General features: G+C 66.1%; 19 protein-coding genes. 3 read left to right on the forward strand and 16 right to left on the reverse strand.

Translation table 11 applies throughout. From position 1 onward, the window contains the following. Both JR065_RS18820 and JR065_RS18825 read right to left on the reverse strand, forming a co-directional pair. Entirely contained in the window at nt 1–1722 is a 1722-nt protein-coding gene (locus JR065_RS18820; protein WP_206235960.1) for a hypothetical protein, read from the reverse strand. Then, nucleotides 1719–4499, reverse strand: coding sequence for a type VI secretion system Vgr family protein (locus JR065_RS18825; RefSeq protein ID WP_429001894.1), 2781 nt, complete (start codon nt 4497–4499; stop codon nt 1719–1721). The genes JR065_RS18820 and JR065_RS18825 overlap by 4 nt, the downstream gene beginning before the upstream one ends. Before the next feature lie 435 nt (nt 4500–4934). On the opposite strand from JR065_RS18825, the gene JR065_RS18830 reads away from it, so the two are divergent. Beyond that, entirely contained in the window at nt 4935–5153 is a 219-nt protein-coding gene (locus JR065_RS18830) for a hypothetical protein (protein ID WP_206235961.1), read from the forward strand. 105 nt (nt 5154–5258) lie between these two features. Here the strand turns inward: JR065_RS18830 and JR065_RS21765 are convergent, their stop codons facing one another. Beyond that, nucleotides 5259–5381: a hypothetical protein gene (locus JR065_RS21765; RefSeq protein WP_277420169.1), complete on the reverse strand. Its 123-nt coding sequence runs from the start codon at nt 5379–5381 to the stop codon at nt 5259–5261. Nucleotides 5382–5528: 147 nt separating this feature from the next. On the opposite strand from JR065_RS21765, the gene JR065_RS18835 reads away from it, so the two are divergent. Next, a complete protein-coding gene (locus tag JR065_RS18835) occupies nt 5529–6425 on the forward strand; it encodes a prolyl oligopeptidase family serine peptidase (RefSeq protein WP_206235962.1) in 897 nt (298 codons plus the stop codon). Between the two features lie 492 nt (nt 6426–6917). Here JR065_RS18835 and JR065_RS18840 read toward each other — a convergent pair whose 3' ends face one another. The 5 genes from JR065_RS18840 to JR065_RS21770 form a co-directional block, all read right to left on the reverse strand. Continuing rightward, nucleotides 6918–7394 (reverse strand): hypothetical protein, encoded by a 477-nt coding sequence (locus JR065_RS18840; RefSeq protein WP_206235964.1) that lies wholly within the window; start codon nt 7392–7394, stop codon nt 6918–6920. 110 nt (nt 7395–7504) lie between these two features. Continuing rightward, nucleotides 7505–7744: a hypothetical protein gene (locus JR065_RS18845; protein WP_206235965.1), complete on the reverse strand. Its 240-nt coding sequence runs from the start codon at nt 7742–7744 to the stop codon at nt 7505–7507. A 38-nt stretch (nt 7745–7782) separates the two neighbouring features. Further along, nucleotides 7783–8133: a SymE family type I addiction module toxin gene (locus tag JR065_RS18850; RefSeq protein WP_206235967.1), complete on the reverse strand. Its 351-nt coding sequence runs from the start codon at nt 8131–8133 to the stop codon at nt 7783–7785. 316 nt (nt 8134–8449) lie between these two features. Further along, nucleotides 8450–9031, reverse strand: a complete 582-nt coding sequence (locus JR065_RS18855) for a hypothetical protein (RefSeq protein WP_206235968.1) — start codon at nt 9029–9031, stop codon at nt 8450–8452. 619 nt (nt 9032–9650) lie between these two features. Then, complete coding sequence (locus JR065_RS21770) at nt 9651–9782, reverse strand: hypothetical protein (protein WP_277420170.1); 132 nt, start codon at nt 9780–9782, stop codon at nt 9651–9653. 11 nt (nt 9783–9793) lie between these two features. Here JR065_RS21770 and JR065_RS21610 point away from each other — a divergent pair, with 11 nt between their 5' ends. Beyond that, nucleotides 9794–9973: a transposase gene (locus JR065_RS21610; RefSeq protein ID WP_241093758.1), complete on the forward strand. Its 180-nt coding sequence runs from the start codon at nt 9794–9796 to the stop codon at nt 9971–9973. Here the strand turns inward: JR065_RS21610 and JR065_RS18865 are convergent. The 8 genes from JR065_RS18865 to JR065_RS18900 form a co-directional block, all read right to left on the reverse strand. Beyond that, nucleotides 9970–10599, reverse strand: coding sequence for a hypothetical protein (locus tag JR065_RS18865; RefSeq protein WP_206235969.1), 630 nt, complete (start codon nt 10597–10599; stop codon nt 9970–9972). The two genes, JR065_RS21610 and JR065_RS18865, sit on opposite strands and share 4 nt — an antisense overlap. A 57-nt stretch (nt 10600–10656) precedes the next feature. After that, nucleotides 10657–11379 (reverse strand): hypothetical protein, encoded by a 723-nt coding sequence (locus JR065_RS18870; protein WP_206235970.1) that lies wholly within the window; start codon nt 11377–11379, stop codon nt 10657–10659. Nucleotides 11380–11451: 72 nt separating this feature from the next. After that, nucleotides 11452–11925, reverse strand: a complete 474-nt coding sequence (locus JR065_RS18875) for a hypothetical protein (protein ID WP_206235972.1) — start codon at nt 11923–11925, stop codon at nt 11452–11454. A 311-nt stretch (nt 11926–12236) separates the two neighbouring features. Next, a complete protein-coding gene (locus tag JR065_RS18880) occupies nt 12237–14084 on the reverse strand; it encodes a glycoside hydrolase family 35 protein (protein ID WP_206235973.1) in 1848 nt (615 codons plus the stop codon). Nucleotides 14085–14205: 121 nt separating this feature from the next. Then, complete coding sequence (locus tag JR065_RS18885; RefSeq protein WP_206235975.1) at nt 14206–16545, reverse strand: GH92 family glycosyl hydrolase; 2340 nt, start codon at nt 16543–16545, stop codon at nt 14206–14208. Between the two features lie 143 nt (nt 16546–16688). After that, a complete protein-coding gene (locus JR065_RS18890) occupies nt 16689–18188 on the reverse strand; it encodes a glycoside hydrolase family 125 protein (protein ID WP_206235979.1) in 1500 nt (499 codons plus the stop codon). A 100-nt stretch (nt 18189–18288) separates the two neighbouring features. Next, the gene (locus tag JR065_RS18895) at nt 18289–21015 is read right to left on the reverse strand and encodes a glycoside hydrolase family 3 protein (protein WP_206235976.1); all 2727 of its coding nucleotides are present in this window, start codon (nt 21013–21015) and stop codon (nt 18289–18291) included. Then, complete coding sequence (locus tag JR065_RS18900; RefSeq protein WP_206235980.1) at nt 21015–23720, reverse strand: glycoside hydrolase family 2 protein; 2706 nt, start codon at nt 23718–23720, stop codon at nt 21015–21017. The genes JR065_RS18895 and JR065_RS18900 overlap by 1 nt, the downstream gene beginning before the upstream one ends. Nucleotides 23721–23723 lie beyond the last annotated feature (3 nt).

A 23723-nucleotide genomic window follows, 5' to 3' on the forward strand; every position in this document is an offset into this window, starting at 1 on the left:
TCATCGCACTTGATTCCGGCGTTGTAGTTCTTCGGGAACTGCGGGAAGAGGCCTGCCAGGTTGAGCCGGCGGATCGGCTGCTCCTCGATAGCCGGCAAGGTCGCGCGGCTGCAAGGCTACGCGGCTGTTGCACGTGATGTGCAGATGGTTGTTGTGTGAGGCATCCGAGGTGTGAGGATAGTCGTCGCCGACGTAGATGTGCTGGTCCGGCCGCGCATAACGGTGATCATGAAGCAGCGAGCCGAACCTGTCGGCGAGCGCGTTGTTGCGGACATGGGATCCGTTGAACGTGAACGCCGGCAGTCGATCAGGACGGCTGTCGACCTCGGTGATGTCCAGCGCGTCTCCCAGCTTGTGAAGAATCGAGCCCAGCATGGGGCGCCAGCTGCCTACGATCTTGACATGAGTGACGCCAGCCTGGGCGCAGGCCGACAGCAACATCATGTACACGAATGGGTGGTTGTGGGTGAGCACCTGTGCCTGGTTCAAACCCGTGATTTCCTCTGCATTGTCGCTGAAGCCAGGCGCCAGGCGAATGGTCAGATCCAATGGAGGTATGATGATGTCGCCGCCTTGGGAGCGTCTGCGGTTCGGCTGAGGAATGTTCTCGATCTGGCCGCTGTAGATGGGGTCTAGCAAGTCTGCCCATTCCAACTGCATGCGCAGCGCAGGTGGTGGGGGGGCACCCTGATCGCGCCCCGGGTTCCGAGGTTGAGGCGGCGCGTTGCGGTACTGCGCCGCTTGCTCCGGGCTGATCTGCCCATGCTGCTCGGCCCAGGCGATCTGACGTTCGCTGGGTTGCGCGATCTCGTACCAGGTGGTAATTCCGCCCTGAACATCCAGCGTCAATTGGCCCGTGATCCACCGCCGAATGTCAGCCATACCGTAGCTGCGAGTGAAGGTTCTCCAGACTCGACCATTCAAATCCCCAGTGTGAACGCTTGGAGATTGCGCAGCTAAGGCGGTCAGAACCTGATTTTCTTGCGGCTCCGGTCCCTCCGCAGCGCGCTCCGTGATAGTCACCGTCGTCAGGCCCTCCGCGGCGGGCACCACCCGATACATCACCAGATTCGCGGCATCATCGCGCCAGCGCTGCTCGTCGCCATTGGCGGCCGCCCCCAATACGATGCCCACTCGCGCAACCCCATCCACCGCCACCTCGGCGGTCTGAACCTGGCTCCTGTTTCCGGTGAACCGGGCCGGCTCGGTGCGCGTTGTGCCGGCATGGAGCACTTCCAGCGTAGCGGCGTCCACGATCAGGTACGGGAAATTGGTCAGGTAGGTCGCGTAGTCCCGCCCGTTGTTGCGGATGGTGTCGACGTTGTCGATGACGTACTTCACCCGTTGCTGGCCGGCGCGCAGGGTCAGCGTCTCGCAGTGATCCTGCGATTGCGGCATCGTCGCGGTGGTCGCGTTGAATGCCAGGCGCACGGTGACCACCGGATACCGGCCCTCCGGCTTGCTGCTGACGGCCTGGTTCACCGGCCGGCATTCGCCACCGGCCGGAGGCGCGATGGCCAGGGTGACGAGGACCGGGCCCCGGGTCTGGATCTGCTCGGTCCGCCCTTGGTCGTTGGTAGTGCCTTCGCGCGTGGTGGCGGTGGTGGCGCCCTGGTCGGTCCAGGTCAAGGTGTAGCGTCGCGCGTCGCGGATCGGCGTGCTCTGCTGATCCACCAGACGGAAACACAGGTGATGCGGCGCGGGTTGCGGGGTCTGGGTCATGTCGTGCTTCCTTGCGCATCGAGCGGCTGGGGCATGCAGCAGTTGGCGAGGTTTTCCTGCATGTCCTTGTCCAGGACTTCCCATTCCTCGTTGTCGGCCAGCTGTATCTTGAGTTGCTCCGAACGGTCGCCGCTCACGACCACGCGGCTGGTGCCGTCCTGATCGGTCCTGACGTCCTCGTATGTCCCGTCTTCGTGCCAGATGCGCAACACCTGGTCGCGGATCGCTTGGCCGGTGTGGTCCAGCAGCTTGACGCGCGCGGTGTACGGCTCGCGTCCCAGCAAATGGAACGGCAATGCCGCCAGGGACAAGGACCCACTCTCCCCACCCAAGAACGGATGCTGGCTGGCCTTGACCGTGAACTCGCCCGGGCAGGCGAAGGTGATGTCGCCGCCTTCCAGGGTGATGCTCGTCTGTCCGGCCTGCAGCACGATCTTCTGCTGCGCCAGCACGTCGATGCGGGTGTCGGTGGCGGTGACCGTCACTGCCTGGTCGGCCAGCAGTTCCAGGGTGCCGGTGTGCGCCTGCAGGCTCACCGGGCCAGCCGCGGCGATCAGCTTGATCGGTCCGCTCTGCGCGAACAGCGCGGCGTGCTGCCCGGACACCGCCGACAGCGTCTGCCCGGCGCTCAGGTGCGCATCGTCCTGCACGGTCAGCTGCAGGTTCTGCCCGGCATAGGCCACGCCGCTGGCCGGGGTGGTCCAGGCGACGTGGTCCGGCGATTCGCCGAGCAGGCGCGCCTCGGCGAAGCGTTCCACCGGGTCCTGGCCCTCGCGGCTGCCGTCGGCCGGCTTGGTCGCCGGCTGGCCGCCGACCGCGCCGGCGTACTTGCCCTGCGCCTGCGGGTCGATCGCCTCGCGCAGTTGGGTCACGCTGGAGTGGGCGTCCAGCCCCGGCACCTGCTGTTGGGTCAGGGTGTCGTGCAGCGCCTGCGCGGTGCGCTCGGCGCCTTGCAGCTGGGCCACCGCCTCGGCCACGTCCAGCGCGGTCGAGGCGCCCTGGGGGCGGGCGCTGCTGGACAGCAGCAGGCCTTGCGCGGCATGCACGTTGCCCCAGCCCTGCGAGGCCAGTTCGAAGCCCTGGCCGCGCAGCGCGCCACGCGCGGTGTCGCTGTGCTGGATCAGGTAGCCCAGCTCCAGCCGGGTGTCGGCCAGCGAGGTGTGCAGGCGCGTGCGCAGCTGGCCGGGGGTGTCGTCCAGCAGCCATTGCTGGGTGCCGCTGCCGTCGTGCGACTGGGTGTGCAGGCCGCTGAGCGTGCCGGGGTGGCTGGCGCTCTCGTCCAGGCCGCCGCCGAACGGCGGGGCGACCTCGCCGTTGTACAGCTGGCCGGTGATGCGCGGCTGGTCCAGGTCCCCGTGCAGGAACTCCACCAGCACCTCGCTGCCGATGCGCGGCAGGAAATGGCTGCCCCAGTTGGGGCCGGCCACCCACTCGGCCACCGGCACCCAGGTGCCGGCGCTCTGGTCGCCTGGCGCATGGCCGGGCTCGGCGCTGGCGCTGTCGCTCAGGCCGCCCGGGGTGGGCTGCGCGCCGCGCTGCCACGGGAACTGGATCCGCACCTGGTGGTCGCGGCTCGGGCTCACCGCCGCATCGGCCACGCCGACCACCCGGGCGCTCTGCGGCCCGTGCATGCGCGGGCGGTCCTGCGGCAGCGCGCGCAGCGGCGTGGCCGCCGGCACCGCCAGGAAGCGGTTGCGGTAGCTGCCGTGCTCCAGCTCCGGCGCATCCAGCAGCGCGACGATGCCCTGGCCCAGGTTGTTCACCGCCACGTGCTCGATCGACACCGGGACGAAGCGCTGGCCTTCGTGCTGCGCGTGCTGGCTCAAGGTGAACACCGCCCCGGCCGACAGCACGCGGGCGCTGCCGGCGCCGGCGTGCAGCGTGTGCGGCACGCGCAGCGCGTCCAGCCGCGCCTGCGCCTGGGCCTGCGCGGCCGCGTCCTGGGCGAAGCGCCCGGCGCGCGGCTGCACGTAGACCTCCAGCGGCGGCAGCCCGCCGGCCTCGGCCTGCGCCTGCGCGTTGACCGCGCGCAACTGCTCGCTGTGCCAGCTGGCCACGGTGCTGGCGGTGGGCACCACGCCGCGGCGCTCGCCGAAGGCGCTGATCGCATCGTCGGCCTCGGCCATGTCGCTGCGGTGGAAGCGGATCGTGCCGCTGTCCGGCGCCTGCGCCTGCGGGTCGAAGACCACCAGCGTGGCCGCGGCGGCCTCGCTGTCCTCGCCCTGCGCGTGCTCGTAGCGCCACGCCAGGCCGGCCTCGGCCAGCAGGCGGGTGACGAAGGCCCAGTCGGTCTCGCGGTACTGGGTGGTGATCGGGTGCGTGGGCAGCGCGGCCTGCAGCTCGAAGCGGAACGCGGCCTGCGGGTAGTCGGCGAAGATCCGCTCGCAGATCGCGCGCGCGTCCAGGTCCTGGAACACCAGCGCATTGCGCCGCAGTTCCAGCAGCGCCGTCCACGGCTCCAGGGTCAGCCGGTAGCGGGCCAGGCCGCCATCGCCGCCCAGCTGCGCCACCGCCGTGCACAGGCCCTGCCAATGGCGCGGGGTGCCGTCGGCCTGGCGCAGTTGCAGGTCCAGCGGCTGCTCCAGCAGCGCATCGGCCTCGAGGAACGCCGAGGTGGCCAGGCACTCGATCTGCAGCCGCGTGGCCCCGCAGACCGATTCCTGCCCATGGAAGCGCTCCACCACCAGCCCCTCCAGCGGGGCGCACAGTTGGATCAGGCGGGCGTGTTGGGACGGCTGCGCGAGCGACGCAAGCGCGCCCGCAAACGGAATCGAGATATCCATATCTTCGTACTCATAATTGTTTTATGAGGCCACGGCGCGTGGGCGTATGCACCACGCAAACCGATCCAGGCCAGCGACCATAGTGCCGGAATCGGTGCCGGTGGCAATGTCACTGCGTAGACAACGTTAGTCTTGTATTTCCGAACTTGTCAAGTTTTTCATTTCCGCCTATGCGCTGCTTCTTTCAAAGGCCATACCCCGGTGGCGAAGTGAGCACGGAACGAGGCGGCAGTAGTGAATGTTCGCTTAGGTGTTGCTCGAGCCCTTACCGTTGGGCGGACGACGCTTCAGTCCGCCGCCAACGCGCCGTTATCCAGGATATGCCGGGCGCCGCAAGCGCCGGGCAAAACGCGGCGCAAGCGTGCGGCATGGCCATTGGCCGTGCCGCGACAGGCGTTGCGTCCGCTGTCGATTTCCCGGGAACGCGCCATGTCCGCACCAACCAGCAACCCTCCCTCCACGGCGGCAGCGCCGAACGACCCGCTGCGCGCGTTCGCTGATGGCGTGCGCGGCCGCTCCATGGCCACCGAGGAAGCCGTGCAGCTGATGGCGTTCGTGAGCCGTACGCAGTCCGCGCGGCAGGCGTGCCCGCTGCTGGCGCCATCGCCCGCATCGCTGCGCATGCGCGATACGGTGCCGGTCGAATAGCCGGTTCTGCCGTCGCGACTTCTGCGTGCGGCGTGCGGGCGTAATGGCTAAAAAACCCCGGGCCACTGGTTCGCCTTACGCAACTGGCGTGACCTCGACGGTGCCCTAGTGGAAGGCGGGGTCTTCGACCTTGGCGATGGTCCAGTCCTGGAGCTTGCTCGCATCGTCCATCTGCAGCGGGAAGGTCTGCCAGCCGGTCAGCGGCTTGCCGTCGAGCAGCAACGACAACGGGGCAGGAGGAAATAGGCGCTTGAACCAGATATTTCCTCTGGCCTCGTTGTTGTCGGGGGTAACTAAGGGGCCAGCACCTATGGGCTGCTGCGGCAATGTTCTTCGCTGCGTTGTTCTTCTGATTGCGGGCTATCATTGCGGTTGATGGCCGACCTCACCACGACGCTTCGAGAACGCCTGGGGCTCGCGGACCCTGTTCCGGTAGGGTTCCAACGAGGCCGTGTCGAGAAGGCCGACGGGTTCGACCGGGAACGGATCGAGTACCGGGGACTCGAAGGCGACCTCATTCCGGCTTTCCTGTTCACGCCGAACGGGCGCGATACGCTTGGCGGCGTGGTTGTCTTTCACCAGCACAATGGGGAGTTTCACTTCGGCAAGAGCGAGGTGGCCGGCGAGGTGGGCGACGCGTTTCAAGCCTTCGGGCCGGCGCTCGCGCGTAGGGGCCTCGCCGTCTTGGCCCCGGACTCCATTACGTTCGAGGATCGACGAGGGGCGGTGCAGGGAGTGGAGCCGGATTACTACGATTGGCTTCAGCACTACAACGCCATGAGCTACCGGTTGCTGGAGGGCGACCTGCTGATGAGGAAGTGCCTGGATGACGCCCAACGGGCCCTGAGCGTTCTGCTCCAAGCCACTGGAATAGACGAGCGGCGCGTGGGGGTTGCAGGACACTCGTACGGTGGCTACACGGCGCTCTACCACGCGGCAGTTGACGCACGATGCAGGTTCGCATGCGTCAGCGGCGCTGTGTGCAGCTTCGACACGCGCCGCCGGGAAAATACCGGGATCACCCTTTTCGAGGCCGTGCCCGGACTCGCTCGTGAGATCGACACGAACGATGTTCTTTCAGCCATCGGACCTCGGCCGACAATGGTTGTGTCGGGTACCCAGGACAAGTATTCACGGGATGCAGACCAGGTCGTGGCCAAGGTCGCCGGCGACTTCATCACCGAGCTCCGTGTCGATCGCGGACACGCGCTCGATCAAGAGCGGTTCGATGCGATCGTCGAGTGGATCGTCGACCGCGTATCCAATCGGTGAGAACGGACGTCTAACGCCTCGATCGGGCTACTGTTGGACCCAAGGCGCGTGCATTGCGCTTGGTCGCTTCGTCCATCGGAACGGGAGGGTCTGCCAGCCCGTCAGGATTGCTGGTCAACTGCATGAAGTCCAGCATGGCGCTTAGTCGGCCACAAGCGCAGTTGAGTACACTTCAAGCCAGACGCGCCAATGGATCCGAAGCACTCGCGATGCGCACCACGACCTACAAGTACCCCCAAAGACCGGAATTTCTTCAGGACTGCTTCTATTGGAAAGGGCGCGGGTACCACTATTCCAGCGCCGCGCCTGAAGGAATACTTTCGCCTGATGGATGCTTGAATGACGATCCCTGGATCGCGCTTGCTTCGATCCTCGAATGGGCGAAGCAGGGGGATTACCGAAGACGCGCATGTCCAAGTGGTGGAGGATCATGCACCTTTCCAGCGGCCTTGCTAACTCCCCACGTTGATCCGCATCGCGGGGCGGCGGTTGTCAGACTATCGTGATTATGGGTTTGCGATCACTCACGTTGTGGCCTGTGGCCTGCCGCGTTTGCTGGTCGAACGTGATCGTTCCGCCACAGCCCAGTATCACGGCCACCTCGGCGGGATTCGCGGCCGCGTTCGTCTTGTAGAAAATTTCCAGCCCATGGCTGGCGGCGTAGTCGATGGTGTAGCGGTGGTTCCCGCCAAGCCCCAGCAGCCTCAGTTGCTGGGGGCGGACGTTCGGCGCGTTTCCTTGGTAGAGATAGAACGACGCGCCGACTCGGAGTTTGTGGCCGGGTTGCTGGAAGTTGTGAATTTCCGTCGAACACATGGTTGCGAAATCTGCAGCGCTCCAATGCGCGAGCGTCCATCCTTGCTGCATGGCGACCTGCGCGCCCTGAATCGATTCCATTTGGCCTTGCGCACGCTCCGCTGGCTGGGCCGCTGAGCCGGTGCAGGTGGCGCAGATACAGTACTGGGTCATGGAATATCCTTCGCGTGGAAAATTGAGAGGCGGCTGCCGGCGTGACGCTGCGTATGCTGCGCTGGAACGGACCCCCGCGCCACAAGGGGCCGTTCCGTTGGCCGCGTCGTTCACCGCCTACCGGGCGGTCTGTCCTTGAGCGCTTGCGTGCCCACCTGGTCCAGGATGCCGCGCGCCGCGCGGCCGGCGGTGTAGATGGCCTCTCCCAGCGCGGGCAGCGTGCGTGGATCCAGATAGGGCGCCGTGCCGGCGGCGAGGATGTCGCCATGCGCGGTGATGGTGCGGATCAGGCGGTCGAGCGCATCGGCCTGGTCGAGCGTGATGCCGAAGACAAAGCGGTTGGACGCCATCTCAGCGATCCTCCGGTGCGTGGTGGGCGATGGCCGCGTCAGTCCTTGCTGGCTACGCTCACCACCAGTTCGCCGTCGCGCACCTGCACGCGCAGCGTGCTGCCGATGGTAAAGCCCAGTTCCTCCATCCAGCGGCCGCCCAGGCGCAGCGCGGGCGTGGGCTTGCCGTTGGCGGCGTGGCCGTAGCCCACGGTGCACTGCTGCGGCGGGCGTGGGCGGCGGGGCGCGCGCGATGCGCGGGCACGATCGGCGGCATCGGCGGCGGCGACCTGTTCGGGCGTCAGCATGGGGATGAGCGTCGATTCGGCGATCGTCCACTGCGGGCAGTGGCGATGCTTGTGCGACTTGCGCTTGCGGGGAGTAGTGGGGCGGGGTGACGGTTGACGCATGGCACAGCCTCCTTGGCAGACAGAAACCCGCGCCGAAGGGCGACGGGATGTCGGGAGGTTAGAAACCGCACACAGCCGGCGGGCTTATTTCCCCGAAGGGTGTTGTATTCGCCGCCCTCCCGACGCAGACAGCGCGTCGGAGTGTGCCTGCGAACAGGCACAAAAAACCCACCGGTTTGACGGAGGTGGGTGCCGCTGTGTGAGGAGTTTCTACGCTCCTTGGGGGTAATGGTGCTACTGGTTTTTGGGGATGTCAACTGCTTTTGACCGTAAAACCAAGATGGGCTTTTAAGTGAGCCTGACCTGTTGTCCCCTATTACTCAAGAAACAGTGACCAGAAATCAATGTGCCTTGGCGCCCCATGCAGTTCATACCCATTCCGGCCGAAGTAGCGGCTGTACTCGTTTTTGAAATAGTCCTCGAGATTGAGCCCGTAGCAGATGATGTCTGATTGATACACCGACAGCACGGGGTTCCCTTCTTCCAAAGGCGAAGAGGGCATGTATCTATGGCCTCGGATTGGAATCAATGTTGGTGCTGCTTGAACTAGCTGTCTAAGTTGTTCGAAGGCGGCCTCATCATTGTCAGGACGTGGCCCCCATGACGGTAGCCACATCGAGTTCTGCTTTACATCAAACCACAGCCCATCCAGCGGCCAGTTAAATGCGCTGGCCAGGTAGGGGCTGTCCAGCTCTCGCCAGTTGGGAAATCTTTGCCCAACGGGCAAGGCAAATGACAAGAACCTTTTCAGGTCTGGCGGGAAATGGAAACCAAAGCGCGTTTCAGCCGCCATCAACTCCCGGGTCGTGAGCGCTGGAGCGAACACTACTCCAGCTTCCTCTAGAGCGGCCTTGATCTGTTTTAGCTGCATGAGGTTGGTCTGATTGGTGTGTTCCAACTATTTAGTTAAGTCACGCTGCGAGGCGTCGGCCTGAATTGTTATCGCCCATCGCAGGCGACCTGCTGGCTCTTCGCTGCTTTATCGCGCAGAGTCCAGCGACTGACAGGAGCGGGGTAAGGGTCGAGTTAGGCTTGGGCTCATTGCGGCAATTAAGTGCGATTCGGCCAAATTGGTTCTCTGGAAATGCCGTCGGGTACGAACCCAATTCCGCAGCTTTTACAGTAGTAGCCATTGACGAATTGCTCCAGTGGTGGTGCTTGCAGCTCTTCCCTCTTGCATTCATCAACAGCAAGTTGATCTTTGCGCTGGTACCCCGCTCGCTCTTCACCGTCCCCAAAGAGTTTTCTCGGACTTGCGGATCCAATGAGAAGTGTTTTCTCGCTGACGTGAGAACTACTCAAGCATTTAGGGCATGCGGTCGGAGTTTTAGGATGGCCCATATTCGCGCCTAACATAGAGAAAACTGGGGTCAGGAAAACTGGGGTCAAAACTGGGGTCAGAGTGCACTTCCCCTACACAGGCTCTCGATGTTACCCGATGGGGCGGCTCGTTTGGATGCGCGAGGCTGATCCCGCCTCAGAGCGGATCGCACATGCCACGCCGTCCCCGACTGGATCTACCCGGTGTCGCTCAGCATGTCGTGCAGCGGGGCAATGACCGGCAGCCATGCTTCTTTACCGACAACGACCGGATACGCTACCTGCAAGATCTGCATGAGCTTTCGCTCAAGTTTTGGATCGCCGTACATGCTATGTATTGATGACCAACCATGTGCACTTGCTGTTCACCAGCCAGCAGACCGGTGCGGCGTCAACGCTGATGCAGTCGCTTGGTCGCCGCTATGATGCGCTACATCAACACTCTATACCGTCGCACCGGCACCTGTGGGAAGGCCGCTACAAATCGTGCCCGGTACAGGATGAATTGTTAGTTTATTAGTCATTACCTACAAGTGCTCTTAAGTCGTCCTCTAACGCGCCGCGTACCTCCGGAACCTGATCTTTGAAATAGGTCCACGCTTTGCCCCACTGATCGAGCATGTTGTGATAACCACTTGTATCTGACTTGTCCTCCGCTCGGAGAAAACCAATATTGAGTCGAACTGCATGCGAGCGGATGTCATCTATGAGGGAGTCAACTTTGCTGCACGTGTCCTTTGGTAAGTAAATCTTGTTCTTGTCAAAGTACTCGAGTAGCGCGTTGAATGCGTCTGCGAACTGAGCGTATTTTTCCTGTTTTGTTGGTTCGCCAGCCATCTCAATTGGGGATGTGAAACTACCCCCGCGCCGCACAACGTCAGAAATAAGAGCATATATCTGCGCAATGACTTCTGCGCGCCGCTCATGAAGCTTGGAGAACACAACGCTTCGCTCTTGAGCAACGATAGCTAGATCATGGCGCAGCTTCTCGCTGGCGATCTGGTTCTCAGACTCAAGCGCGGCTCGATGGCTCTGCAGATTGCGCTGCAACGAGTTGTCGACAAACTTCTTGGCCAGCCACGCAATCGCGGCAACCGCGAGAGTGTTGCCAGTAATTGCGAGTAGGATGGTCTGCCAAGCTTCCATAGCGAGCTAGTCCCTGAATTAGGCCGACTTGCGAAGCCAGCTCGGTTTGAATTAATGTTAGATCGTATCGCTTGATTGCTGACGCTCAAGATGCTCTTTGACGACCATGTAAAGTCTCTGGATCGAGCGAGTTACAACCCGCTGGGTAGCTTCTTTGTCAATAAACTGGACTTCTCCAGGGTAAATTCCATTGTCAACTAGCGTCTTGAATATCCCGTCCCGTTGATCATCTTTAATTCCAATCCTGTCGCATATATCATCAAATGGACTAGAGGCGCCTGTCAGTGCAATCATCTCGGTACCGCGTAAGGGCGCTCTAAGCACGACCTCTTGTTGGGTGTCCTTAAAGTTCAGTAGTGCGGAAGCGTGGTGTCCATTTCGCGATGCATATGCTGTTACAGCGTGTTGAAAATGCTGTGAAGCCCATAACGCCGGAAAGCTAACAATGACTTCAGACTCGCTAGGGGTGTGCTTAAAAATTGCGGCTGATACTGCTCCATCTCTTGTGAGCCCTTTCAGCCTTTCGGCAAGTCTCAGATCTAGAGTCCAGCTGGCGACGCCCTCGTCCCGAGAGTCGCTAAGAAATAAATCAACCATCTCACCCTTGTGAATAAAGCGCTTCCTATAACAAGGGGCGGATACAGTTCTGAACTCACTGGGAAGACTTTCAACATGCTCGCAAAGGGCGCTAGCTAGGCTTTCTCTGCGCGATTGCATCTCGCGCCAGCCGTTCTGCCATGCGCCAAGCGCTCCAAGAAGTTGATCTGAGAAAATAATCATGAATGATTGTGATCGAACGCCCTAATTAAGCCGACCCGCGAAGCGGGTTCGGCTTGAGTGAGTTTTTAGGCTTCACTGCAACCACCTAGACAAGAATCCGTCTTTTAGACGTAGGTCGATCTTTGAACACGCCACAAGCTCTTCTAGGCATTTCTTGGACTTGGCTAAGTTATTGTCAAGATGCTCAATGTAAGACTCCTCGTCATCGTCTCGCATGAATTCTTTCAATGCCGCATTGGCACGATCTGAGAATAGAAATGCGCCGCTATCCGCAAGCCTTCTAACCTTGGGGTATGACGCGTCCCAAAAGTCGCTGATCTTTTTTTTAAACTCCTCGGAAAGCTCGCGATACTCAAGCTCTGCGTTATAGTGCTTGTCGAAGTAATAGACGATGTCAGAAAGCGCCTCAATTGCGCCTTGATATGCACTTACCCGCAGTTCCCACCACTTTCGATAGCGGTGATCTCTATTGGCCAAAAGTGATGAAAATAGGCCTGCAATGAGACCTACAGCACCTAGCTTGATCAGTTCGCCTGCAATGTCCATGAGTGAGGCCTAACTACTATTCGCCAGCAAGATGGTATTTAAAACAGGTGTGTAACGCACCTATGTTGCTATCTTTCGGAGCTGTATGCATTCCATCTCCGATCTTTCGTGAGTATCTCGGTTACATCATCCTTGCGTCTAATACCACGGCCATCCCCGAGTGCATCCCACACCGACCGACGCTACCACTTGTTGACAGCCGTCACAAGTTAAAGGCCGCTCGGCGCAACCGCCGGCGGCCCTGATTTTGTAGACAAGTTGTTTGATGCCGCGCCATCCAGATTTACCGGACGGCGCATTCTCCGGATAACTCAATTACCCGGCGTACTCCAAACCTGCGCCCTAACCCCACGCACGCTCGCCTCCGCCACACTATCCAAATCGAACACGATCACGCTGTTCTCGCCTTTACGCTGCATCGGCGCCGGGAAATACAACGCCCGCTGCGGCCCGATCTTCCAATGCCGCCCCAGGTTGTGGCCGTTGGCCCAGGCGAAACCTTTGCCGAAGGCCTGCATGTCCAGGAAGGTGTCGGTGGGCGTGCCGATCTTGACGGTGCCGCGGTGGAAGGCGGGGCCTTCGACCTTGGCGGTGGTCCAGCCGGTGAGCTTGTTCGCATCGTCCATCGGCAGCGGGAAGGTCTGCCAGCCGTTCAGCGGCTTGCCGTCGAGCAGCACCGGGTCGATCAGCCCGGCGCGGCCGTCGGCCATGCGTGCGCCGTAGTTGATGCGGCCGCTGTTCTCCACCAGCACGTCCAGGGTGTGGGTGCCGGCGGGGATGTCCACGTCCACGGCCACCTGCTGCAGGCGGCGCTCGGCGCTGCCGGCGAGGGTGCGGTCGATGTAGACGCGGGCGTAGTCGCGCACCTCGCCCAGGTACAGGCTGCCCTTGCGCGGGCCGGTGACGGTGGTGCGGTAGAGGATGTAGCCGTAGGCCTGGCCGAAGCGCTCCATCGGTTGCGGGCTTTCGGTGGTGGCGGCCGGGGCGGGCAGGTTGTCCCACAGCGAGGCCGATTCGCGCAGCGGCGTGGCCGGCAGGTCGGCGAAGCGGATGGGCGCCGGCAGCGCGGGCGGCTGCACGCCGGTGACGCGGGCGATGGCGTCGCGGAACAGCGCGAACTTGGGGGTGGGGCGGCCGGCTTCGTCCAGCACGGCGTCGTAGTCGTAGCTGGTGGTCTGCGGGGCGTAGTGGTCGCTGGGGTTCTTCTGGAAGTTGGCGCCGTTCATGAAGCCGAAGCTGGTGCCGCCGACGAACATGTAGAGGTTGGCCGAATGGCCCTGGCGCAGGATCCATTCGAATTCGCTGGCCTGTTTGGCGCCATCGGTGGCGGCGTGCCTGGCGCCCCATTGGTCGAACCAGCCGGCCCAGTATTCGCCCACCATCTGCGGCTGGCCGGGGCGGAACTTGGCCAGGGCCTGGAAGGCGGTCTGCGCCTCGCCCGGGGCGAAGTTCACCACCGCCAGGGTGTCGGGCAGGGTGCCGTTGGCGAGCATGTCGGCGCCGTCGGAGGTGAACAGCAGCGCCTGGTCGAAGCCGGCCTTGACGAACATGGCGCGGTTGGCCTGCATGTAGGCGTGGTCGTCGCCGTAGGAGCCGTATTCGTTCTCCACCTGCACGGCGATGATGGGGCCGCCGTTGCGGTTGAGCTGGGGCTTGACCTGCGCGGCGACGGCGTCGAGGTAGGCCTGGCTGGCGGAAAGGAAGCGCGGGTCCTGGCTGCGCACGCGCATGCCCGGTTCGGCGAACAGCCAGGCGGGGTAGCCGCCGGCTTCCCATTCGGCGCACACGTAGGGGCCGGGGCGCAGGATCACGTTGAGGCCTTGTGCGGCGGCTTCGTCGATGAAGGCGGCCACGTCGTTGTTGCCGCTGAAGTCGAACTGGCCCGGGCGCGGTTCGACCAGGTTCCAGAACACGTAGGTCTCCACGGTGTTCAGGCCCAGGGCGCGCGCCTTGTGCAGGCGGTCCTTCCAGTAGGCGCGCGGGATGCGCTGGAAGTGGATGGCGCCGGAGATGATCTGGTAGGGCTTGCCGTCGCGGGTGAAGTGTTCGCCCTGGGTGGCGAACGCGGGCCAGGGCGTGGCTGCGTGCGTCGGCTGTGCGGATGCCGGTAGGGACAGCAGGAGCGACAGGGCGAGGGCGGACAGGGAGCGACGCAGCATGGGGGGGTCTCTGGGGGAGTTTAAGTCGGGCTTTTTTGTAGGAGCGGCTTCAGCCGCGACCGGGACTTGCCGGTAACGCCCGGTCGCGGCTGAAGCCGCTCCTACAGGGGGGAGGGGCGGATCAAACGAACGACGGCGGCACGTCCTTCTTGGATGCGCCGTAGCGCTTGTTCGGTTCCGGGCCCATCTCGAAGCTCAGGGTGCCGCCGGCGGCCAGGTCGGCGTGGCGCAGCCAGGTGCGCGTGTGCGGCTTGCCGTTCCAGCGCACCGCCTGCACGTACACGTTGCTGGCGCTGTTGTTGTGCGCCTCGATCACCAGGGTCTTGCCGTTGCCCACCTGCAGCTCGGCGCGGTCGAACAGCGGGCTGCCGATCACGTAGTTGGCGCTGACCGGGTCCACCGCGTAGAAGCCCAGCGCGCTGAGCACGTACCACGCGCTCATCTGCCCGCAGTCCTCGTTGCCGGACAGGCCGTTGCGCGCGTCGTGGTACATCGTGTCCAGCAGCTGGCGCACGCGTTGCTGGGTCTTGTAGTGCTGGCCGGCGTAGGCGTACAGGTAGGCGACGTGGTGGCTGGGCTCGTTGCCGTGCGCGTACTGGCCGACCAGGCCGTCGATGTCCGGCGGCGCGTCGGCCGGCAGTTCGGAGCTGGTGGTGAACAGTTCGTCGAGCTTGCGCGCGAAGCCGTCGCGGCCGCCGAACAGGTCCATGTACTGGTGCACGTCGTGCTGGTTGAGGAAGGTGGCCTGCCAGGCGTTGCACTCGGTGAAGTCGCGCCACTGCTTCGTGTGGCCCATCGCGCGCGGATCGAACGGCGCCGCCCACTGGCCGTCCGCCAGTTTCGGCTGCACGAAGCCGCTGTCGCGGTTGAACAGCTGGCGGTAGTTGCGCGAGCGCTGCAGCAGCGCCTCGTACTCGGCCTGCGCGCCGGCGCCGCGCGCCAGGTGCGCCACCGCCCAGTCGTCGTAGGCGTATTCCAGGGTGCGGCTGACCGCTTCGTCGACCTTGTCGCTGGGGATGTAGCCGAGCTGGCGATAATGGTCCAGCCCGTGCGTGGTGTCGTGCATCGCGCGCTTGCGGTAGGCCGGCCACGCGGCGGCGTAGTCCACGCCGGCGAAGCCCTTGGCCTGCGCCTCGGCCAGCGCCACCGCGGAGTGGTAGCCGATCATGCAGCCGGTCTCCACCCCCTGCAGCGGCCAGATGCCCACGCCGTCCGGGCATTCGTTGGCGCCGCGCACCAGGCACTGCATCAGGTCGGGCACGCGCTCGGGCTGCACCAGGGTCAGCAACGGGTGCAGTGCGCGGTAGGTGTCCCACAGCGAGTAGGTGCTGTAGTTGTGGTAGCCCGGCGGCGCGGTGTGGATGGCCAGGTCCATGCCACGGTAGCGGCCATCGACGTCGCTGAACAAGGTGGGCGCGAGCAGGCTGTGGTACAGGCCGGTGTAGAAGATGCGCTTGTGCGTGTCCGATGCGGTCTGCACGCGCACGCGGCCCAGTTCCTTCTCCCACGCGGCGACCGCGTCGCGGTGCACGCGGGCGAAGTCGAAGTCGGGCAGTTCGGCGTCCAGGTTGGCCAGCGCGTTCTCGGCGCTGACCGCGGAAATGCCGACCTTGACCAGCAACGGCGCGGCGGCGGCGTCCGGGTAGTGCAGCGCGACCTTGAGCTGGGTGCCGTCGGCCTGGCGTGCATCGGCGGCCAGTGGCTGGTCCTGCGCGTAGATCTGCGCGCTGGCGAACGGCCGCGACAGGCGCATGGCGAAGAAGATGTAGCGGCCCTTGGCCCATTGGTACACGCGGCGGCCGCCGAGCAGGGTGCGCTCGTCGACGATGCGCAGCTGCACGTCGCTGAGCCGGGTGGCGATGTCCGGCTTGTCCTGCATGCCGTGGCACAGGTCCAGCAGCAGGTGCCCGGGCTTGCCGGCGGGGAAGTGGTAGCGGTGCAGGCCGGCGCGCGCGGTGGCGGTCAGTTCGGCGTGCACGCCGCTGTCCTTCAGGCGCACGCGGTAGTAGCCGGGCGAGGCGGCTTCGTCGGCGTGGTCGTAGCGCGAGCGGTAGCCCGCGTCCGGGTCGTCCAGCGCGCCGGGCACCAGCTTCACCTCGCCGGTGGCCGGCACCACCAGGAAATCGAGCATGTCGCCGATGCCGGTGCCGGACAGGTGGGTGTGCGAGAAGCCCATGATCGAGCCGTCGGACTCGTGGTAGCCCGAGCACGCGTCCCATACCGCGTTGTAGGTGTCCGGGCTCAGCTGCACCATGCCGAACGGCAGCGTGGCGCCGGGGAAGGTGTGGCCGTGGCCGCCGGTGCCGATGAACACGTCGACGTGGCGGGTCAGCTCGGCCTTGGCGGCGTTGTCGGCCGGCAACGCGTAGGCGCCGGCGGCCGCGCGCGCGCGCGGCGCGCCGCCGAGGCCGAACAGGGCCAGGGCGATGGCGCCCTGCAGGAAACCGCGTCGTGTGGCCATGGTGCTGTCCTCGGTGTGTGCGCGGGGTGGGAGGTCTGGGAACTGCGGTAGGGCGGGCGGTTGTGGGAGGGACTTCAGTCCCGACGCTTTACCGGTAGTGCGCGTCGGGACTGAAGTCCCTCCCACAAGACGCCGCGAGCGGATCAGCTGCGCAGCAGGTGCGGCTTGCGTTGGTGCAGGTCGACGATCAGCTCGCCGAACAGGGTATTGGCCCAGGCGAACCAGTCGCGGGTGAACGTGCCCGGGTCGTCCTTGTCGAAGGCCTCGTGCATGAAGCCGGTGCCGGCGTCGGTGCTCTTGAGCCAGTGCAGGCACTGGCGGATCTGCGCGTCGTCGTCGCTGGCCAGCGCGTACTGCATGATCGCCATCGGCCAGATCGTGCCCATGCCGCTGTGCGGGCTACCGACGCCCTCGGCGGCGCGGCCGCGGTAGAAGTAGGGGTTGCGCTCGCTCCACGCCAGCTGGCGGGTGCGCAGGAACACCGGGTCGCGGCGGTCGCAGCAGCCCAGGTAGGCCAGGCTCAGCAGCCCCGGCGCGTTGGCGTCGTCGATGAACAGCTGGTTGCCGTAGCCGTCCACCTCGTAGGCCCAGAACGGCTGGCCGTCGGCATCGCGCATCTGCCCGTACTGGCGGGTGGCGGCCTCGACCTGGTCGGCGAGCGCGCGGCATTCGGCGGCGAAGGCGGCATCGTGGTGGATGGCCTGGCTCATCGTCGCCAGCTGGCGCAGCGACGCCACCGCGAACAGGTTGGCCGGCACGAACAGCGGGTACACGCAGGCGTCGTCGGAGGGGCGGAACATCGAGTGGATCATGCCGTTGGGCTTGGTCGGCTGGCCGTAGCCCTCCAGCACCAGGGTCTCGGTGGCCAGCGGCGAGGGCCGCTGGAACGTGTACGGGCCGCGGTCGTGCAGGCGCTGCTGTTCGCGGAAGGTGCGCAGCACCACGCGCATCGCCTCGCGCCAGTCGCCGTCGAACGGCGCGGCGTCGCCGCTGGCCTGCCAGTATTCGTGCGCCAGCCGGATCGGGTAGCACAGCGAATCCACTTCCCACTTGCGCTCGCCCACGCCCGGCTTCATCTCGGTGATGTCGGCCACCGACCACTTCAGGCGCGTGCTCTGCCCGTCGGGCAGGAACGCGTTGGCGTAGGGGTCCAGGCGGATGCAGTAGGCCTGGCGCTGGATCAGGCCATGGAACATGCGCCGCAGCGCCGGGTCCTGTTTCGCCAGCGGGATGTACGGATGCACCTGCGCCGACGAGTCGCGCAGCCACATCGCCTCGATGTCGCCGGTGATGACGAAGGTGTCCGGCTTGCCGTCGCGGGTGCCGGTGCGCACGGTGGTGTCGAGCGTGTTCGGGTAGCAGTTCTCGAACAGCCAGGCCAGGCGCGGATCGCCGATGCCGGCCTTGACCGTACGCAGGCGCTTTTCCACCGCGGCGCTGGCGAAGCTGCGCTTGGACGTCGGCGGGCGTTTGCTGAGCAGCGCGTCGGTCGCGGCCGATGCGCTGGATGCGAACGCGGGCAGCGCGGCGCCGAGCAGGCCGGCGCCGGCGGTGGTGCCGAGCAAGGTGAGGACATCGCGGCGAGAGATACCGGGACTTGGGACTTGGGACTCGGGACTCGCCGAGTCACCGCACGGGAGCATGGGCTTGAAATCTTGGGTCATGCGTGACGAACTCCTGCAATATGCGTTGCGATGTGCTGTGCTTTTCCGAGTCCCGAGTCCCGAGTCCCGAGTCCCGGCGTCACCGCGGCAAGGGCGCCGTGCCCTGGATCGAAAACGCGGCCTCGCCGCCGGGGGCGTCGGTGCCGGGCTGGCCGCCACCGACGTAGATGCGGTAGTCGCCCGGCTGCACCGCGCGCTGGCCGGCGCGGTCGACGTCGCTGAGCCGCCGCGCGTCGAGCGTGAACTGCAGTTCGCGCGATTCACCCGGCTGCAGCGTCACCCGCTGGAAGCCGACCAGCGCGCGCAGCGGCGACTGCGCGCGCGGCGGGTACTGCAGGTAGACCTGCACCACCTCGTCGCCGGCGCGGGTGTCGTCGTTGCGCACGGTGGCGGTCACCTGCAGCGGGCTGCCCGCCTGCAGCGTGGTGGCCGACAGCCGCGGCGCGGCATAGCCGAAGCGCGTGTAGCTCAGGCCGTAGCCGAACGGATACAGCGGCGTGCCCTTGAAGTAGCGGTAGGTGCGCCCCTTCATGTCGTAGCTGACGTACGGCGGCAGGTCCTTGGTGGAGCGGTAGAACGTCACCGGCAACCGCCCGCCCGGGTTGTAGTCGCCGGCCAGCACCTGCGCGATCGCCGCGCCGCCGGACTGGCCCGGGTACCACGCCGCGACGATGGCGTCGGCATGCTGCTGCGCCCAGTTCAGCGCCACCGCGCTGCCGCTCATCAGCACCACCACCAGCGGCTTGCCGGCGGCCTTGGCGCGTTCGAGCAGCGCCTGCTGCGCCGGCGGCAGCGCGATGTCGTTGCGGTCGCCGCCGTCGAAGCCCGGAACGTCGATCTTGAGTTCCTCGCCTTCCACGTCCGGCGACAGGCCGACGAAGGCCACCACCGCGTCGGCTTGCGCGAGCGCCTGCTCGGCTTCGGCCAGCTGCGCCGAGGCCGGCGGCAGCCATTCCAGGCGCAGGCCCTGGTCCTGGCCGCGGTGCTCGAGCTCCAGGCGGATGCGGCGCGGGCGGGTGTCGTCGAAATGCAGTGCGGCCTCGACGTTGCGGCCGTCGCTGTTGTGCACGCCGGACGGCACGTGCTTGTCCTCGGCGTTGCCGGCGATCACCCGTTCGTCGTCCACGTACAGCCGCACCGGGTCGTGGCCGGCGCAGTCGAAACAGCGCGCCACGCGCACCGCCAGCGTGTAGTCGCCGGGGCCGGGCGGCAGCAGCTCGCCGGTCCAGCGCACCGAGTAGCGGTCGCGGTCCACGCCCTTGGCCGGCGCCACGCGGTCCCAGTTGAAGCTGACCGTGCGGTCCTGGCGCACGTGGCGCGGCTTGCCCTGCAGGTCCAGGTTGTCGAAGTACTCGCCGGTCAGCCCGGGACGGCCGTTGCTGCGCAGCGCGGTCTCCGGAATCATCGCCGGCACGCCGCTGGCCAGCGGCGCGCCCTGCGCGTAGCGGATGCGCTCGGCGCCGAAGCGCTGGCGCAGCCCGAGCAGCGGCGTCACCGGCGCCGACGAGGTGCCCTGGTAGTTGGCTTCCAGCGCCTGCAGCGCGTCGGCGTTGGGGCCGAGCACGGCGAGCGTGAGGCCGGGCTTGAGCGGCAGCGTGCCGTTGGCGTTCTTCAGCAGCACCATCGACTGCAACGCCGCCTGCAGCGCCAGCGCCTGGTGCGCCGGCGAATCGATGTCGCGCGCGCCGAGCCTGGCGTAGGGATCGCGGCGCGGCTTCTCCAGCTCGCCGAGCCGGTAGCGCGCCGCGAACAGCCGCACCAGCGACTGGTCCAGCAGCGCCTCGTCGGCCTCGCCGCGGTCGAACGCGGTGCCGAGTTCGCGGTAGGCGCGGCCGCAGTTGAGGTCGTGGCCGGCCTTGAGCGCGGCAGCGGACGAGCCGGCGTTGTCGGGGCGGAAGTAGTGGAACTGGGTCATGTCGTCGACCGCGTCGCAGTCGGAGACGACGAAGCCGGTGAAGCCCCAGTCGCCGCGCAGGCGGCCGTTGAGCAGCCAGTCCGCCGCGCACGCCGGCGTGCCGTGCAGCGAGTTGTACGCGCACATCACCGAGCCGGCGCGGCCTTCGACGATCGCGGCGCGGAACGCGGGCAGGTAGGTGGCCTCGGTGTCGCGCGGCGACACGTCCACGTCGAAGCCGTGGCGGCCCGGTTCCGGGCCGCTGTGCACGGCGATGTGCTTGGGCGTGGCGATGGTGCGCGGATGGTCCGGGTTCTCGCCCTGCAGGCCGTGGATGAAGCCCACCGCCAGCTGCCCGGTGAGGTAGGGGTCCTCGCCGTAGGTCTCCATGCCGCGGCCCCAGCGCGGGTCGCGGAAGATGTTGATGTTCGGCGACCAGATGGTCAGGCCTTCGTAGCGCGTGTGGTCGCGCCCCGGGCCGCCGCCCAGGTTGAACTTGGCGCGCGCTTCGGTGGACACCACCGTGCCCACCTGCTGCATCAGCGCCGGATTCCAGCTGGCGGCCAGGCCGATCGCCTGCGGGAACACGGTGGCGTAGCCGTTGCGGGCGATGCCGTGCAGGCCCTCGCTCCACCACTCGTAGGCCGGCACGCGCAGGCGCGGAATCGCCGGCGCAGCGTTCATCGCCTGGGCGATCTTCTCCTCGCGGGTCATCTGCGCCACCAGCGCGGCGGCGCGCGCTTCCGGGCTGGGCGGCGCGTCGGCGGCGCCGGCGATCGGGGAGCAGAGCACTCCCAACAGGCATAGCGCCTGTGGGAGGGACTTCAGTCCCGACGCTTTGACGGTGCCGCCCTGTCGGGACTGAAGTCCCTCCCACAGTGGTGCAGGCTGTCTGGTCTTTCCGATCCGCATCACTTCGCCTCCGCCGGCTCGGGCGGTGCGCCGGCCAGCGTGCCGGCCAGCTCGCGCACCTGCAGCGCAGCGCGCAGCGCGTCCAGCGAGGCGGCGCTGCGCACGCGCACCGTCACCGGCTCGCCGGGCAGCACGTCCAGCGCGTTGTCCGACAGCTGCGCATCCAGATCGCCGAACGACAGCCACACCTCGCGCGCCAGCGTGTCGCTGGACAGGGTCAGCGCATAGCCGTCGCCGTCGGCGCGCCAGTCGCTGCGCACGTTGGCCGCCGGCAGCTGCAGCTCCTTGGCCGCGGCGAAGAACACCAGGTTGCGCGACAACACACGCTCGCCATCGAGCAGCTCGAACACCGCGAAGCTGCGCTTGGGGTCGGCGCGGCGCAGCAGCTGCGCATCGCTGAAGTTGCCCACGCGCACACTGCTCAGCGGCGCCAGCGTGGCCTTCTTCTCGCTCTTGCTCAGCACCTTGCCGGACATGTCCATCACCCGCGTGCGCCAGCGCACGGGCAGCGGCGTGGTGCGGTCGGAGACCAGCGACACCTGGGTCTGGCCCTTGTCGTTGCGCAGCGCGGCGATCAGCTCCGGCGCGTAGAAGCGGCGCGCGTGGTAGTGCAGCGCCTTCCAGCGGCCGAAGTAGTCCAGGCTGGACCACGAGGCGCCCGGCCACACGTCGTTGAGCTGCCAGTACAGCGAGCCCATCGACTGCGGCCGCGATGCGCGCAGGTGTTCGGCGGCCAGGGCGATGCCTTCGGCCTGCATCAGCTGGCTCAGGTAGACGAAGCTCTCGAAGTCCTTGGGCTCGCCGAACTGGCGGCGGATGTACAGCAGCAGGCGCTGGTTGCCGTTGCCCTTGTCGAACTTCTGGTGCGCGCGCATCACCGGCGATTCGGGCTGCAGGTCGCCGGCCTCGGCGAAGGCGCGGATGGTGCGCATCTCCGGGAACGACTGCAGGCCGTACTCGGACATGAAGCGCGTGTTGACGTTGAGGTACTCGGTGACCGGCAGCGCCGGCCCGCCCCATACCTTCCAGTAGTGCATGTCGCCGTCGTCGGGCTGGTCGGCGCCGCCGTCGAAGTCGGTGCCGGGCGAGGTGGCCCAGTACGGCACGTCGCCGTCGTACTTGCCCACCGCCTCGCGCAGCACGGTGCCGAACAGCGTGGTCATGCCGCGCTCGATGCGGGTGCGTTCCTCCGGGTCGATCGATTGCTTGAACTTGACCCGGTCGCCCCAGTTCTCCCAGCCGGTCTGCACTTCGTTGTTGCCGCACCAGATCACGATGCTGGGGTGGTCGCGCAGGCGCTTGACCTGTTCCTCGGCCTCGCGCCGGGTGTTCTCGCGGAACGCCACGTCGTAGGGCGGCACCGCGCCGCCGAACATGAAGTCCTGCCAGATCATGATGCCCAGGCGGTCGGCGTCCTCGTAGAAGCTGTCCGGCTGGTAGTGGCCGCCGCCCCACATGCGCAGCATGTTCATGTTGGCGTCGCGCGTGGACTGCAGGATGCCGCGCATGCGCGCGGCATCGACGCGGCTGGGGAAGCTGTCGAACGGGATCAGGTTGGCGCCCTTGGCGAACACCGGGATGCCGTTGACCACGATCGCGAAGCTCTTGCCCCAGTTGTCGGCCTCGCGGCGCAGTTCGACGCTGCGCAGGCCGGTGACGCGCTGGGTTTCGTAGGTGTCGCCGGCGGCGTCGCGGATGCGCGCCTTGAACGTGTACAGGTCCTGCGCGCCATAGCCGGCCGGGTACCAGCGCTTGGGGTTGGCGATGCGCAGCGGCACCACCACGGTGTTGCTGCCGGGGTCGACCGTCGCCTGCTCGCTCAGCTGCGCCACGCGCTGGCCGTCGGGGCCGAGCACGTCCAGGTCCACCTGCACGCTGCCGCGGCTGCCGGCCTGCACCTCCAGCTGCGCCAGCAGCTGCGCGGCGTCGGCGTCCACGCGCTGCTGGGCGATGTGCAGGCCGTCCACGCGCAGCGCGTCCCAGGCTTCCACCCGCACGTCCTGCCAGATGCCGGCGGTGACGATGCGCGGGCCCCAGTCCCAGCCGAAGGTGTACGGCGCCTTGCGCACGTAGGTGGAACTGTGCCGCGCCACCGGCTCGTCGCCGAACGCCGAGTCGTAGGCGCCGGGCAGCGCGTAGGGCTGCTTGGCCAGCCACGGCTGCAGCTTCTTGATCGGCGAGAACAGCCGCACCTCCAGCACGTTGTCGCCGCGCTTGAGCAGCGGCTTGGCGTCCACCCGCCACTGCCGGAACATGTTGTCGGCGCTGAGCAGCTTCTTGCCGTTGAGGTAGACCTCGGCGAAGGTGTCCAGCCCGTCGAACACCAGTTCGACATGGTCGCGCCGCAGCAGCGCCGCGTCGGCCTTGAAGCGGGTCTGGTACTGCCAGTCGGACAACCCCGCCCACTGGATCTTGGCCTCGTTGTCGCGATAGAACGGATCGGGCACCACGCCGGCGGCGATCAGGTCGGTCTGCACCGTGCCCGGCACCTGCGCCGGCAGCCACCTGGCCGCCTTGGGGAACTCCTTGGCGCGCGCCTCGCCCGGCGCCAGCCGCACCTGCCAGCCCTGTTGCAGCGACAGCGAGGCCGGCGGCGCGGCCAGGCCCGAGACCGGCAGCGCCAGCGCCGGCAGGCTCAGCGCCAGCAGCGCGAGCCGTGCGGACAGGCACGTGCGCGGTGGGGGAAGGGGGCGGCGGTGGGACAGGGT

Origin of the sequence: Xanthomonas sp. (assembly GCF_017163755.1) — a bacterium.
In the GTDB taxonomy this organism is placed as follows: domain Bacteria; phylum Pseudomonadota; class Gammaproteobacteria; order Xanthomonadales; family Xanthomonadaceae; genus Xanthomonas_A.

Excerpts from the sequence above, each read along its gene's own strand:
- JR065_RS21610 (WP_241093758.1), top strand. The coding sequence starts at position 9,794 with ATGACCAACCATGTGCACTTGCTGTTCACCAGCCAGCAGACCGGTGCG.
- JR065_RS18895 (WP_206235976.1), bottom strand. The coding sequence starts at position 21,015 with ATGCGGATCGGAAAGACCAGACAGCCTGCACCACTGTGGGAGGGACTT.
- JR065_RS18845 (WP_206235965.1), bottom strand. The coding sequence starts at position 7,744 with ATGGCGTCCAACCGCTTTGTCTTCGGCATCACGCTCGACCAGGCCGAT.
- JR065_RS18880 (WP_206235973.1), bottom strand. The coding sequence starts at position 14,084 with ATGCTGCGTCGCTCCCTGTCCGCCCTCGCCCTGTCGCTCCTGCTGTCC.
- JR065_RS18820 (WP_206235960.1), bottom strand. The coding sequence starts at position 1,722 with ATGACCCAGACCCCGCAACCCGCGCCGCATCACCTGTGTTTCCGTCTG.
- JR065_RS18850 (WP_206235967.1), bottom strand. The coding sequence starts at position 8,133 with ATGCGTCAACCGTCACCCCGCCCCACTACTCCCCGCAAGCGCAAGTCG.
- JR065_RS18835 (WP_206235962.1), top strand. The coding sequence starts at position 5,529 with ATGGCCGACCTCACCACGACGCTTCGAGAACGCCTGGGGCTCGCGGAC.
- JR065_RS18870 (WP_206235970.1), bottom strand. The coding sequence starts at position 11,379 with ATGATTATTTTCTCAGATCAACTTCTTGGAGCGCTTGGCGCATGGCAG.
- JR065_RS18865 (WP_206235969.1), bottom strand. The coding sequence starts at position 10,599 with ATGGAAGCTTGGCAGACCATCCTACTCGCAATTACTGGCAACACTCTC.
- JR065_RS18840 (WP_206235964.1), bottom strand. The coding sequence starts at position 7,394 with ATGACCCAGTACTGTATCTGCGCCACCTGCACCGGCTCAGCGGCCCAG.
- JR065_RS18885 (WP_206235975.1), bottom strand. The coding sequence starts at position 16,545 with ATGGCCACACGACGCGGTTTCCTGCAGGGCGCCATCGCCCTGGCCCTG.
- JR065_RS18875 (WP_206235972.1), bottom strand. The coding sequence starts at position 11,925 with ATGGACATTGCAGGCGAACTGATCAAGCTAGGTGCTGTAGGTCTCATT.
- JR065_RS18890 (WP_206235979.1), bottom strand. The coding sequence starts at position 18,188 with ATGCTCCCGTGCGGTGACTCGGCGAGTCCCGAGTCCCAAGTCCCAAGT.
- JR065_RS21770 (WP_277420170.1), bottom strand. The coding sequence starts at position 9,782 with ATGTACGGCGATCCAAAACTTGAGCGAAAGCTCATGCAGATCTTGCAG.
- JR065_RS18830 (WP_206235961.1), top strand. The coding sequence starts at position 4,935 with ATGTCCGCACCAACCAGCAACCCTCCCTCCACGGCGGCAGCGCCGAAC.